The 12,944-nt window shown below is 34.1% G+C and carries 20 protein-coding genes; 18 read left to right on the top strand and 2 right to left on the bottom strand.

Features of this window, described 5'->3' with window-relative positions:
• The first annotated feature begins 2 nt into the window (after positions 1-2).
• Positions 3-806, top strand: coding sequence for a GLPGLI family protein (locus MTP08_RS01320; RefSeq protein ID WP_243576748.1), 804 nt, complete (start codon positions 3-5; stop codon positions 804-806).
• Positions 807-847: 41 nt separating this feature from the next.
• On the opposite strand, the gene MTP08_RS01325 is transcribed toward MTP08_RS01320, so the two are convergent.
• Entirely contained in the window at positions 848-3,556 is a 2,709-nt protein-coding gene (locus MTP08_RS01325) for a hypothetical protein (RefSeq protein ID WP_243576749.1), read from the bottom strand.
• Positions 3,557-3,662: 106 nt separating this feature from the next.
• Complete coding sequence (locus MTP08_RS01330; protein WP_243576750.1) at positions 3,663-4,634, bottom strand: hypothetical protein; 972 nt, start codon at positions 4,632-4,634, stop codon at positions 3,663-3,665.
• Between the two features lie 243 nt (positions 4,635-4,877).
• Here MTP08_RS01330 and rplC point away from each other — a divergent pair, with 243 nt between their 5' ends.
• From rplC to rplR, 17 genes are all read left to right on the top strand, one after another.
• Positions 4,878-5,504, top strand: coding sequence for a 50S ribosomal protein L3 (gene rplC, locus MTP08_RS01335; RefSeq protein WP_209390006.1), 627 nt, complete (start codon positions 4,878-4,880; stop codon positions 5,502-5,504).
• Positions 5,495-6,124 (top strand): 50S ribosomal protein L4, encoded by a 630-nt coding sequence (gene rplD / locus MTP08_RS01340; protein WP_209390005.1) that lies wholly within the window; start codon positions 5,495-5,497, stop codon positions 6,122-6,124. The genes rplC and rplD overlap by 10 nt, the downstream gene beginning before the upstream one ends.
• Before the next feature lie 3 nt (positions 6,125-6,127).
• On the top strand, positions 6,128-6,418 hold the full coding sequence (rplW, locus tag MTP08_RS01345) for a 50S ribosomal protein L23 (RefSeq protein ID WP_042720941.1): 291 nt from the start codon (positions 6,128-6,130) through the stop codon (positions 6,416-6,418).
• 22 nt (positions 6,419-6,440) lie between these two features.
• Positions 6,441-7,262, top strand: coding sequence for a 50S ribosomal protein L2 (rplB, locus tag MTP08_RS01350; protein ID WP_072953574.1), 822 nt, complete (start codon positions 6,441-6,443; stop codon positions 7,260-7,262).
• Positions 7,263-7,264: 2 nt separating this feature from the next.
• The gene (rpsS, locus tag MTP08_RS01355) at positions 7,265-7,543 is read left to right on the top strand and encodes a 30S ribosomal protein S19 (RefSeq protein ID WP_002983209.1); all 279 of its coding nucleotides are present in this window, start codon (positions 7,265-7,267) and stop codon (positions 7,541-7,543) included.
• A 2-nt stretch (positions 7,544-7,545) separates the two neighbouring features.
• A complete protein-coding gene (rplV, locus tag MTP08_RS01360) occupies positions 7,546-7,944 on the top strand; it encodes a 50S ribosomal protein L22 (RefSeq protein WP_209390004.1) in 399 nt (132 codons plus the stop codon).
• 7 nt (positions 7,945-7,951) lie between these two features.
• Positions 7,952-8,698 (top strand): 30S ribosomal protein S3, encoded by a 747-nt coding sequence (gene rpsC, locus MTP08_RS01365; protein WP_209390003.1) that lies wholly within the window; start codon positions 7,952-7,954, stop codon positions 8,696-8,698.
• Between the two features lie 106 nt (positions 8,699-8,804).
• Positions 8,805-9,230, top strand: a complete 426-nt coding sequence (rplP, locus tag MTP08_RS01370) for a 50S ribosomal protein L16 (RefSeq protein ID WP_209390002.1) — start codon at positions 8,805-8,807, stop codon at positions 9,228-9,230.
• 12 nt (positions 9,231-9,242) lie between these two features.
• Positions 9,243-9,428 carry a 50S ribosomal protein L29 gene (gene rpmC / locus MTP08_RS01375; RefSeq protein WP_089745117.1) on the top strand — a complete coding sequence of 62 codons (186 nt, stop codon included), beginning with the start codon at positions 9,243-9,245 and terminating at the stop codon, positions 9,426-9,428.
• A gap of 12 nt (positions 9,429-9,440) precedes the next feature.
• On the top strand, positions 9,441-9,695 hold the full coding sequence (gene rpsQ, locus MTP08_RS01380) for a 30S ribosomal protein S17 (RefSeq protein ID WP_029297775.1): 255 nt from the start codon (positions 9,441-9,443) through the stop codon (positions 9,693-9,695).
• Between the two features lie 2 nt (positions 9,696-9,697).
• On the top strand, positions 9,698-10,066 hold the full coding sequence (rplN, locus tag MTP08_RS01385; RefSeq protein WP_007839504.1) for a 50S ribosomal protein L14: 369 nt from the start codon (positions 9,698-9,700) through the stop codon (positions 10,064-10,066).
• A gap of 20 nt (positions 10,067-10,086) precedes the next feature.
• On the top strand, positions 10,087-10,413 hold the full coding sequence (rplX, locus tag MTP08_RS01390) for a 50S ribosomal protein L24 (RefSeq protein WP_209390001.1): 327 nt from the start codon (positions 10,087-10,089) through the stop codon (positions 10,411-10,413).
• Positions 10,414-10,424: 11 nt separating this feature from the next.
• Positions 10,425-10,976, top strand: a complete 552-nt coding sequence (gene rplE, locus MTP08_RS01395; protein ID WP_209390000.1) for a 50S ribosomal protein L5 — start codon at positions 10,425-10,427, stop codon at positions 10,974-10,976.
• A gap of 3 nt (positions 10,977-10,979) precedes the next feature.
• Entirely contained in the window at positions 10,980-11,249 is a 270-nt protein-coding gene (gene rpsN, locus MTP08_RS01400; protein WP_027383308.1) for a 30S ribosomal protein S14, read from the top strand.
• A gap of 352 nt (positions 11,250-11,601) precedes the next feature.
• A complete protein-coding gene (rpsH, locus tag MTP08_RS01405; RefSeq protein ID WP_209389999.1) occupies positions 11,602-12,000 on the top strand; it encodes a 30S ribosomal protein S8 in 399 nt (132 codons plus the stop codon).
• A 17-nt stretch (positions 12,001-12,017) separates the two neighbouring features.
• Positions 12,018-12,563, top strand: a complete 546-nt coding sequence (gene rplF / locus MTP08_RS01410) for a 50S ribosomal protein L6 (RefSeq protein WP_243576751.1) — start codon at positions 12,018-12,020, stop codon at positions 12,561-12,563.
• Between the two features lie 14 nt (positions 12,564-12,577).
• The gene (rplR, locus tag MTP08_RS01415; protein ID WP_209389997.1) at positions 12,578-12,931 is read left to right on the top strand and encodes a 50S ribosomal protein L18; all 354 of its coding nucleotides are present in this window, start codon (positions 12,578-12,580) and stop codon (positions 12,929-12,931) included.
• The last annotated feature ends 13 nt before the right edge of the window (positions 12,932-12,944 follow it).

Below are 12,944 nucleotides of genomic sequence, written 5' to 3' on the forward strand. Positions count from 1 at the left end.
GCATGACTTTAATTTCTGCCCAGCAAACTAAAATTATCGGTGATTTTTCGATGAAAGCAACATCTTACAGTGCAAAGGTTTTTGAGAAAAGCAATCTTAATATTTATTATCAGTTTAAATTTTTAAAAGACGCAAAAATTTCTGAAAATCCGAGAGAAGGATTGTGTGTTTTACAAATTGGCGAAAACTATTCAAAGTTCAGCGACACAAAAACATTACAGAAAGATTCTTTGTTTGAAAAATTTTCTCATCTCGAAAGTGTCAGTACGAAAGAAATGAATCAGCTTTTTATGTATAATCCTTTATGGGAAACAGAAAGTTTAAAATCTGTAATCGATAAAAAAGTTATTTATCAAAAAAGATATAAAACAAAATACGAATATGAAGAACTTCAGCCTGAATTTAAGTGGCAACTTCATAACGAATCGAAAAAAATTCTTGATTACAACTGTAAAAAGGCAACCGTAAAATATAGAGGAAGAGAATTTGTCGCTTGGTACACAACAGAAATCCCCATAAACAACGGACCGTATGTTTTTGAAGGATTGCCGGGTTTAATTTTAGATCTTGAAGATTCACAAAATAAATATCATTTTACAGCAGTTGGAATTGATAAAAAACCAATGGATATTTATCTACGAAACGATAAAGAGATCCTGAAAATAAGCAGAGCAAAGTTTAGAGAGGTAGAAAAAACGTATCACGATAATCCGGGTGCCTTTCATGGTAAAGCTTTAAACGAGGATGGTTCACCGATAGTTGTTAAATCAAAACCTTTTCCCTACGACCCTTTTGAATTAGAATAAAATTAAAGCCTTACAAAATCTGTAAGGCTTTAGTTTTTTAATTATCGTTTCATAAAGTAACTGAAATACGTACAGCTTCCCAATAGCTCTTTTGAAGTTTCAGTATCGGAATATTGGTTTTTCAGCTGGGTGAAATAATTTCGATATTTTTGATTTTTCAGGAGAGCCATTTCTTTTTCTTGAGCGTCGGTTTTTTCAGACCATTTGGGATCGGCATAATCTATATTGGCTTGATGCTTTGCTTCATATTGATAAAATTTCCCTTGTTCAGCACTCGCCATTTGAAATAAAATCCGAGCTTTCTCTTCTCTATTCGTACTAATATTTAAAGCTTTTTGGTAGTAATTGATGCTAAGATCAAAATTATCCGGCTCAATAAATGTTTCAGAAGAAAAGTTTTTGTAGTAGTATTGATATGGACTTTCTGTCGATGTTGTCCAGAAATCATATTTACCACCATTACTGTTGTCGACATCCATTACAAAAAGCTGACGGTAATAACCGAGGATAGAAGTGTTATAAAGTACATTTCCAATTAGCTGATTGGCTTTTGCTGCTTTGGCATCTTTACCTGTTCCTATTTTTTGCAACTGTATCATGGCGTCCGCAAGTTCCAGTTTATTCATTTTATGTTTAATGAACGGAAAGGCAGAATAATCTTCAGGTTTCATACTTTTTGTTTCTGGACTTTGGAAGCTTTCCCAAACATTATGTCCGAAAACCAAATTCGGAATATTGTTGTAGCCGTCGTAATTTTCTCCGTTGTAAACAAACTTTTCATATTTTTCGGTTTCAGGATTATATTTTTCGTAGTTGTCTCTCGGAATTCCGGAAAAGTTCAAAGCTTTTTGGTAATAAGATTTGGCTTTAGTGAAATCTGCAAGTTTCATGGCTCTGTCGCCGTAAATGGTAGCAAAAAATGCATCTATATTTCCTACATCATCCAGATTTTTAGCAATTATTTGCTGTTCGAATTTGGTTTTGTCCGGTTTTCTGTAAAATTCTTCAACACTTTTAACTAAATCTGAATTTGGGTTGTACTGCAAATCGGAAAGTTTATTATTCATGAGAAAAGATTTTCCGTCTTCACCTTGAAGAAAATAGCGGTTAGCAAGAACATCTTTCAGAAAATCTGCTGTGGAGGGAGCTTCACCATAATAATTATATTCATTTATTTCGGTGCTGTCTTTTTTTACAGGTGGTTTTTCAATAAAGTATTCAGCATAATTTTTCATTAAATGATCTTCGTATTCCGAATCTATTTTAGGCTGAGAAACAATGTCGTTAAGAACTTTCATTCTCTTAATTTCTTCTAGATATTCAGGATTGTTGGTTTGCATTTCAGACAAAATCTCACTGCTTTCTTTATAATCTTTTTTTAGGAATTTTAAATAAGCGTCTGCAATCTGCCAATATTCATCTTTAGATTTTTCTTTCGTTTTTGATGTGAATTTTTCAAGATCATTCAGAAAATCTTTTTCATTTTCGTTTTGAGAATAATAGTAGGCATTATTTTTAATGTAAGTAGGGATTCTGTCCGGATTTTCAAACAGCTCATCATTACTCTGTTCAGATTTTTCATTGGTTTTATCCGATTTTTTTCCACCAAAAAGGTTTTTGAAGAAAAGAACAATTTTCTGCCAGAAGCTCAGTTCTTTTTTCTCTATTTCTTTTTTTTCGGTTTCGCCAATATGTTCTTTTTTGTCTGAATTAATATTGCTGTCTTTCGAAGCATAATAATAAGTAGGAAGATAATTTCTTTCTAATTCATTAATACTTCTAGCAGCCATAACTTTTAGAATTTCAGAATCAGGATCTATTTCATACATTTTTTCCATCATAGGAATCGGATTGGTAAAATCTTCATACCCTAATAGAAAATATGCCATGTTTTTCTCTTCATTGTTTGCAGCTCTTTTCAGAATATTGCTGAACGAAGCAGAATCTGAAAGTTTCATCGATACAAAAGCAGATTCTTTCCTGCTTTTTGAATTTATAAAAACCTGAAAAAAATTCCAATTGGCTTCATTACCCATTTCGAGTCCTCTTTGTGCTCCTGCTAATTGGTCGAGAGCCATATAATAGACTGTACCTTTCAATTTATTAGGCAAAACGTAAGTTTTAAAAGCCTGTAGTGCAGCATCATAATTTCTCGTATAATGATTTAATCTTACGAGTTGATATCCGTAACGTTGCTTTATTTCGGGATTTTTTGTTGCATTATAGAGAGAAATTAAGGCAGAAGTTGTTTTTCTGTAATCTAATTGCTGTGCATTTTTAGTATTTTCGTTCTCGCGATAGTAAAAAGAATTGGCATCTTCCACATAATTTATTCTCATGTAAGGTTCCAGATATTTTGCTTCGATTAAATAATCTATAGCTTCGCGATATTTAGTGTAAAAACCGTTTCCTAATTTATTTAATAACGGATTGTTTGGGCTACCTTTTTTTAATTCATTTAAATCGTTCAGACTGATTTTGTTCACCAGATAATCTGTTTCGGAATAACTCATTTGGTTTCCGAAAAACTTACGCCAAGACTCAATGTTTTCATCCGGAATCTGCGAAGGTTTGTAATCGGTATAAAATCTTGAAGAATAATTATGGAGAAATGGAAGATAAGATTTATCTTTTATGATGCTCTGCGTAAAAAGGTTGAAATAATCGCTGTCCGGATCAGACCAGGCGCACGCTTGTGTATTAATATAAAAAAGCGATATTGTGGCCAATGAAAGAATGTGTTTTTTCATAATATTTTGTTAGTGTTGGTTGGTTCTTTCTGCTAATGAAAGGATGTCTTTTGTACTTAGGATACTTTAACCATTTCTTTGGAATCAAATTTATGGTTCTCAATATTTAAAAAGATCGGTTCTCTACAAATTTACTGTCTAATTGATAATATACAATGGTATAGTTCCCTATTTTTTGATCTAAGAACTGAATAGCATTATGAAGTTGTTTTTCAGAAACTTCTTCTACTTTTATTTTGAAACCTTTATTGAGAAAGTTGCCGAAATAAAATCCATCATTTAAAACTTCAGCTTCATTGGCTGATATTTTTTTGAAATCAGGATGATTTAAATCTTTAGTTGAAAGAGCATTAATCAGTTTGTGTTTCCCTAAATGATTGGTTACAATTCCCCATGAATAAATAGGCAGCGCAACTTCTATTTTTTTTATGGGATAGTCTTCAAGTTTAGATAAATAACTTTTCATAATATTCAAATCCAGAATAGAGTTTTTGTCCGAATTTTCCAATGGTGATGAAGTAGAATAGCACATGAGATATACTTTGTCAACAGGCGGTATTCCGGATGTTTCTTTGTCTTTTACCTGATGTAGACGCAAAGTACAGGTGATTTCTTTCTGAGAAATCTTTTTTAACTGTTTTAGGAACTCAAAATAATCCTCTTTTGTTCCTGATGTCCAGTCGCAGTCAATTTGAATTTCCCCATTTGCTTTAAGCTGGTAATCTGTAATTTTCTTTTTAATTAAAGTATTTATTTTCTCTGCCAAAAAAGGAATTTCTTTTTTTTGAATATTAATAAAACTTCTGTTGGTGATGAAAACTGTGGGGACAATCTCTTTTTCAGTTTCAAAATTCTGATTTTTGCTAATTACCGCTACAGGTTCGAATTTGCCGTTTATTTTATCAACATCGAAAAATCTTGTATATAAAAAAGGGTAATCGGCTTTAGATAAAGCATCTTTTTCTGGTTTATCTAATGCAAGATTGGTTTTCCAATAGTAAAAGGTAAAAGAGTGTTTTTCCTTTTTTGTGCAGGAAAATAATAGAAGTATAAAAAAAAGAAGTGCAGTTTTTTTCATAGTGAAATTTCGGACAGATAAAAATACTAAATCCTTTGGATGGTTTTAAATAAAGTTAAAAATCATTTAACTTTCTATAAATCAAAATATTTTATCGAAAATATTTGTCAGATAAAATATTATTCATAAATTTGCACACTCATTTTAGGGGAGGAGTATGCCTAAATTCAAAATTAGTAATTACTTGAGCACCCGAAAAATGACCGTGAACCCAAGAAAATTTTATAACATATTATATAAATAATGTCAGGTATTATTGGTAAAAAAATCGGTATGACATCTTTGTTTAACGAAGAAGGAAAAAACATTCCTTGTACAGTTATCCAAGCTGGTCCATGCTCGGTTTTACAGGTCAGAACCATTGAAAAGGACGGTTATAAGTCAGTTCAATTAGGTTTCGATGACAAGAGTGAGAAGAACGTTGGTAAAGCGTTAGCTGGTCATTTCAAAAAGGCTGGTTCGGCTCCTAAAGCTAAGTTGGTAGAATTCTACAGAGAGTTCGTAGACGAAGTAAAAGTAGGAGAAGAGGTGAAAGTTGATTTATTCCTAGAAGGGGAATATGTTGACGTTACAGGTACTTCTAAAGGTAAAGGTTTCCAAGGTGTTGTTAAAAGACACGGTTTTGGAGGTGTAATGCAGGCAACTCATGGTCAGCACAACAGACTTAGAGCTCCAGGTTCTATCGGTGCTGGTTCAGACCCTTCAAGAGTATTCAAAGGGATGAGAATGGCTGGAAGAATGGGAGGTAAGCAGGTAACTGTACAAAACCTTCAGGTGTTAAAAGTGGATCAAGAACAAAATCTTTTAGTAGTAAAAGGTGCTGTTCCGGGAGCTAAAAATTCTTATGTAATTATCAGAAAATGGAACTAGTAGTATTAAATACATCAGGAAAAGAGACCGGAAGAAAAGTAACTCTAGACGAAACAGTATTCGGAATTGAGCCAAATCAGCACGCGGTTTACTTAGAAGTAAAACAGTACCTTGCTGCACAAAGACAAGGAACTCATAAAGCAAAAGAAAGAAGCGAAATTACTGCTTCTACTAAAAAACTTAAGAAGCAAAAAGGATCTGGTTCTGCTAGATATGGTGATATTAAATCTCCAACTTTCAGAGGTGGAGGTAGAGTATTCGGACCAAAACCAAGAGATTACAGATTCAAATTGAACAAAGCGCTTAAGAGATTAGCTAAAAAATCTGTTCTTTCTCAAAAAATGAGAGATAACAGCATTAAAGTATTAGAGGCTTTCAATTTCGAAACTCCTAAGACTAAAGAGTTTATCAACATCAATAACGCTTTAGGATTCGAAGGTAAAAAATCTCTTTACATCTTAGATGAAGCAAACAAAAATGTTTATTTGTCTTCAAGAAACCTACCTAAAACTAAAGTTCTTGCTTACAACGAAATTAGTTCTTACGACCTAATTAACGCAGGTGAGATTGTATTTTTAGAAGGTGCTATCGAGAAATTCCAAGAAAATTTAAAGAAATAAGTCATGTCTATTATTATTAAACCAGTTATTTCAGAAAAGGCTAATTACCTTACAGATTTAAGAGGTTCTTATTCTTTCTTAGTAGATACTAAGGCGAATAAAATCCAGATTAAAAAAGCTGTTGAAGCGGCTTACGGTGTAAAAGTAGCAGACGTTAACACAATGATTTATGCTCCGAAGGTTTCTTCAAAGTACACTAAAAAAGGTCTTCAAGTAGGAAAGACAAACAAATTGAAAAAAGCGGTAATCAAACTTGCTGAAGGTGAGGTTATCGATATTTTTGCTGTAAATTAATTATTAATTATAAATAATAGTAATGTCTGTTAGAAAATTAAAACCTATCACCCCGGGACAGAGATTCAGAATTGTAAACAATTTTGAGGAAATTACTACCAACAAACCAGAGAAATCTCTAACAGTTGGTATTAAAAAGTCAGGTGGACGTAACCAAACAGGTAAAATGACCATGCGTTACACCGGAGGTGGACACAAAAAGAAATACAGAATTATCGACTTCAAAAGAAACAAAGCAAACGTTGAAGCAACTGTAAAATCTGTAGAATACGATCCAAACAGAACTGCATTTATCGCTTTATTAGAGTACGCAGACGGAGAGAAGAGATACATCATCGCTCCAAACGGTATTAAAGTAGATCAGAAAGTAGTTTCAGGTGAAAGCGTAGAACCAAACGTAGGTAACGCAATGAAATTGAAAAACATTCCATTGGGTACTGTAATTTCTTGTGTTGAAATGAAACCTGGACAAGGTGCTATTTTAGCAAGAAGTGCGGGTTCTTCAGCTCAACTTACTTCAAGAGACGGAAAATATGCAATCATTAAATTGCCTTCAGGAGAATCTAGAATGATCCTTACTGAATGTATGGCTATGATTGGATCTGTTTCTAACTCAGATCACCAATTAACGGTATCAGGTAAGGCTGGTAGAAGTAGATGGTTAGGTAGAAGACCTAGAACAAGAGCAGTTGTAATGAACCCTGTAGATCACCCAATGGGAGGTGGTGAAGGACGTTCTTCTGGAGGTCACCCAAGATCTAGAAACGGTAAACCATCTAAAGGTTACAAAACTAGAAAGAAAAACAAAGTGTCTAACCGTTACATCGTATCTAAAAGAAAATAATTATGGCAAGATCACTTAAAAAAGGACCATTCATTCATCATACTTTAGATAAGAAGGTTCAGGCAAATATTGAGTCTGGTAAAAAGACTGTTATTAAAACTTGGTCTAGAGCATCAATGATTTCTCCGGACTTCGTAGGACAAACTATTGCTGTACACAACGGGAAATCTTTTATCCCCGTATATGTTACAGAAAACATGGTAGGTCACAAGTTAGGCGAATTTTCTCCAACAAGATCTTTCAGAGGTCATGGTGGTAACAAAAACAAAGGAAGCAGATAATCATGGGATCAAGAAAAAGAGAAAGTGCTTTAGCACGTAAATTAACGAATCAGGATGTAGCGAAAGCGTTACACAACGATTGCCCGTCTTCTCCTAGAAAAATGAGATTGGTAGCTGATATCATCAGAGGAGTTGAAGTAGAAAAAGCTTTAAGCATTCTAAAATATTCTAAAAAAGATGCGTCAAACAAATTGGAGAAAGTATTACTTTCTGCAATGGCAAACTGGCAAACTAAAAACGAAGGTGCTGATATTGAAGAGGCAAACCTTATCGTTAAAGAAATTTTTGTAGACAGTGCAAGACAATTGAAGAGACTAAGACCAGCTCCACAAGGTAGAGGGTACAGAATCAGAAAAAGATCAAACCACATTACGCTAATCTTAGGTACAAAAGAAAATTAATCAAGGTATGGGACAGAAGACAAATCCAATTGGTAACAGATTAGGTATCATCAGAGGATGGGATTCTAACTGGTTTGGCGGAAACGATTATGGAGACAGAATCGCAGAAGACTATAAAATCAGAAGATACCTTGAAGCAAGATTATCTAAAGGTGGTATTTCAAGAATTTTTATTGAAAGAACATTAAAATTAGTAACCGTTACAATTACTACTGCAAGACCAGGATTAATTATCGGTAAAGGTGGTCAGGAAGTTGATAAATTGAAAGAAGAGTTGAAAAAATTGACTAAAAAGGATATTCAAATCAACATTTTCGAAATCAAAAGACCTGAACTTGATGCAGTATTAGTTGCAGACAGCATTGCTAAACAAATCGAGAACCGTATCTCTTACAGAAGAGCTGTGAAAATGGCAATTGCTTCTACAATGAGAATGGGAGCTGAAGGAATCAAAGTTCAAATCTCTGGTAGATTGAACGGAGCTGAAATGGCAAGATCAGAATCTTTCAAAGACGGAAGAATTCCATTGTCGACTTTCAGAGCAGATATCGACTATCATATCGGTGAAGCTTTAACTCAGTACGGAAAGCTAGGTGTAAAAGTTTGGATTATGAAAGGTGAAGTTTACGGTAAAAGAGAACTTTCCCCACTAGTAGGACAACAGAAAAAAGCACCAGCAGGAGGTAGAGGAGAAAGAAACGATAGAGGTGGAGATAGAAAGCCAAGAAGAAACAATAATAACAATAATAATTAATTAGAAGTTAGAAGATAGAAACTAGAAATTAGATCTTCCGTTACAAGAACTGAATTCAATTTTATCTAACATCTAACATCTAACATCTAACATCTAAATTAGAATTATGTTACAACCAAAAAGAACCAAGTTCCGTAAGGTTCATAAAATGAAGATGAAAGGAGACGCACAGAGAGGATCTCAGTTAGCGTACGGAACTTTCGGAATCAAAGCATTAGAAGGAGCTTGGATTACAGCAAGACAAATTGAAGCAGCTCGTATCGCTGCGACAAGATATATGAAGAGAGAAGGTCAGCTATGGATTAAAATCTTCCCAGATAAGCCAATTACCAAGAAACCAGCCGAAGTACGTATGGGTAAAGGTAAAGGTGCTGTGGAATATTGGGTAGCTGTAGTAAAACCAGGTAGAATTATGTTTGAAGTAGGTGGAGTACCTTACGAAGTTGCGAAAGAAGCTCTTAGACTTGCCGCTCAAAAACTACCTGTAGTGACCAAATTTGTAGTTGCTAACGATTTTGTTAAACCTCTTTAATCTCTGAATATAATGAAAAAAGCTGAAATTAAAAATCTAAGCGCGGGAGATCTTCAAAATAAACTGGCTGAAGCTAAAGCTGAATTTACAAAAATGAAATTAGCTCACAAAATCAGTCCGCTTGAAAACCCGATCCAAATCAGAGATTTGAGAAAAACAATCGCAAGATTAAACACTGAGTTAACTAACAAACAATAATTTCATTTTACAATGGATAGAAATTTAAGAAAAGAAAGAATCGGAGTGGTTTCCAGCAATAAAATGGAAAAAACTATTGTTGTTAGCGAAACTACGAGAGTAAAGCACCCGATGTACGGTAAATTCGTTTTGAAAACGAAAAAATATACTGCACACGACGAAAACAACGAATGCGCAGAAGGAGATACAGTTTTGATCCAAGAAACTAGACCTTTGAGCAAGAACAAAAGATGGAGATTAGTAAGAATCATTGAAAAAGCTAAGTAATAATGTTACAAACAGAATCAAGATTAAAAGTTGCTGATAACACAGGTGCTAAAGAAGTATTGGTTATCAGAGTTCTGGGAGGAACCAGAAGAAGATATGCTTCAGTTGGTGATAAAATCGTTGTTACTATCAAAGATTCTACACCATCAGGAAACGCTAAGAAAGGTCAGGTATCTAAAGCTGTAGTAGTAAGAACTAAAAAAGCAGTAAGAAGAAAAGATGGTTCATACATCAAATTCGAAGACAATGCTTGTGTATTGCTAAACGCAGCAGGAGAAATGAGAGGAACTCGTGTTTTCGGACCGGTTGCCCGTGAGTTGAGAGACAAAGAATATATGAAAATCATTTCATTAGCTCCTGAAGTACTTTAATATTTAAAATTTTAAAAAAAATGTCAAAGTTAAAAATAAAAAGAGGAGATAACGTAATCGTAACTACCGGTAAGAAAGGTCTTAAAGGTGGTACAGGTGAAGTTATTGAAGTGATCAAAAAAGAAGGAAGAGACCCTAGAGTTATCGTTGCAGGACTTAACATCGTTAAAAAACACGTTAAGCCTTCAGCTTCTAATCCTCAAGGAGGAATCACTGAGAAAGAAGCTTCTATTCATATCTCAAACGTAGCTTTAGTTGGTAAAGACGGAAAAGCTATCAAAGTAGGTTTCAAAATCGAAGGAGATAAGAAAGTAAGAATCAACAAAAAAACGGGTGAAACTTTATAATTTTTAAGAACATGGAATATATAGCAAGACCCAAAAAAGCATATAAAGAAACGATTGTTCCTGCAATGATGGAAGAATTCGGATATAAATCGGTAATGCAAGTACCTAAATTAGAGAAAATTATTTTATCTCAAGGTTTAGGAGATGCTACTGCAGATAAAAAAATTATCGATTATGCTGTAGAAGAACTTTCAAATATCACTGGTCAAAAGGCTGTTGGTACAATCTCTAAAAAAGACGAAGCTGCTTTCAAATTAAGAAAAGGTATGCCTGTTGGAGCTAAGGTTACACTTAGAGCTAACAAAATGTACGAATTCTTAGATAGATTAACTTCTTCTGCTTTGCCACGTATTAGAGATTTCTCTGGTATTAAAGCTGAAGGTTTCGACGGTAGAGGTAACTATAACTTAGGTATTACTGAGCAAATTATCTTCCCTGAAATCGTAATCGATAAAGTGAAAAAAATCCAAGGGATGGATATCACTTTCGTTACTACAGCAAAAACAGATAAAGAAGCTAAAGCATTATTAACTCACTTCGGTTTACCGTTCAAAAAGAACTAAGAAATGGCTAAAGAATCAATGAAAGCGCGTGAGCGCAAAAGAGAAGCTACTGTAGCTAAATATGCTGAGAAAAGAAAAGCTTTGAAAGAAGCCGGAGATTACGAAGCATTGCAAAAACTTCCTAAAAATGCATCTCCTGTAAGATTACACAACAGATGTAAATTGACAGGTAGACCAAGAGGATACATGAGAACGTTTGGTATTTCCAGAGTAACTTTCAGAGAAATGGCAAACAACGGTCTTATCCCAGGAGTTAAAAAAGCTAGTTGGTAAGCAATAAAAATTTTACAGCTGACTTCTATATTTTTATAAGTCAGCTGTATTTTAATAAATAGAATACAAAATTAAGTCGGTTTAGAGACAAAGAAAAAAATAAATTATTATTATTTTTTTTGTACTTTTGCACCCGCTCAGGAAAATTTTTGTTTTTCTGACAGACTAATCTTCGTTTTGGCTATGTTTATTAGAATAAAATGAAATTATAAAAAAATCAAAGTGGCAATTAAGTTGTTGAGATACTGCAGGTAAAGAGATTAGGTGAAGAACTATTCGGAGCTATATAATCTTTAATCTTCAAGTCTTTTCAATACTGGTTGTCATTAAACCAATAATTTAAAACAAAGAAATGGTAACAGATCCAATTTCAGATTTCCTAACTAGAGTAAGGAACGCACAAAGCGCAGGCCACAAAGTGGTGGAAATTCCTGCATCGAAAATCAAAAAGGAGATTACTAAGATCTTATTTGATCAGGGGTATATCTTAAACTACAAGTTTGAGGATAACTCTGTACAAGGAACGATCAAAATCGCTTTAAAGTACGACAAGCAAACCAACAAACCGGCTATTAAGTCTATCCAAAGAGCTTCAAGACCAGGTTTGAGACAGTACAAAGGTTCAGGTGAACTTCCAAGAGTACTAAATGGTTTGGGTATTTCTATCATCTCTACTTCTAAAGGAGTAATGACTGACAAGAAAGCTAGAGAAGAGAAAGTAGGCGGTGAAGTAATCTGCTATGTTTATTAATTTTTAATCAAAGGAAAATGTCAAGAATTGGTAAAGCAATTATAACAATTCCTGCTGGTGTTACCATCACTGAGAAAGAAAGTGTAGTAACAGTTAAAGGTCCTAAAGGAGAACTTTCTCAGGAACTTACAGAAGGAATTACTTTAGAGCAAAAAGATGGAGAACTTACAGTAAACAGACCATCTGATGCTAAACAACACAGAGCGCTTCACGGTTTATACAGAGCGTTGATCAACAACATGATCACTGGTGTTAATACTGGTTTCGAAAAGAAACTAGAACTAGTGGGAGTAGGATACAGAGCTTCTCATTCAGGTCAAAAACTTGAATTGGCTTTAGGTTTCTCTCACGGTATTGTACTAGAACTTCCAAGTGAAGTAAAAGTTGATACATTGACTGAAAAAGGTAAAAATCCAATTATTACTTTAACGTCTTACGATAAGCAACTTCTTGGAATGGTGGCTGCTAAAATCCGTTCATTCAGAAAACCTGAACCGTACAAAGGTAAAGGGGTAAGATTCGTTGGTGAAAATGTTAGACGTAAAGCTGGTAAATCTGCTTAATAAAATTTAAGAAAATGGCACTAAGTAAATTAGAAAAAAGAATAAGAATAAAAAGAAGAGTAAGAGGGAAAATCTCAGGATCTTCTGAATTGCCAAGATTATCTGTATACAAAAGTAATAAAGAAATTTACGCTCAGTTAATCAACGATAAAGACGGTAAAACTTTAGTTTCTGCTTCTTCCAGAGAGAAAGGAGTAGACGCTAACGGAACAAAAACTGAAGTTTCTGCTGCGGTAGGTAAAGCAATTGCTGCTAAAGCAATCGCTGCAGGAATCGAAAATATTGTATTTGATAGAAACGGTTTCGTATATCACGGAAGAGTTAAGGCTCTTGCTGATGGTGCGAGAGAAGGAGGGCTTAAATTCTAATCATTAAATTTCG

It is taken from the genome of Chryseobacterium oryzae, assembly GCF_022811665.1.
Classification (GTDB): domain Bacteria; phylum Bacteroidota; class Bacteroidia; order Flavobacteriales; family Weeksellaceae; genus Chryseobacterium; species Chryseobacterium oryzae.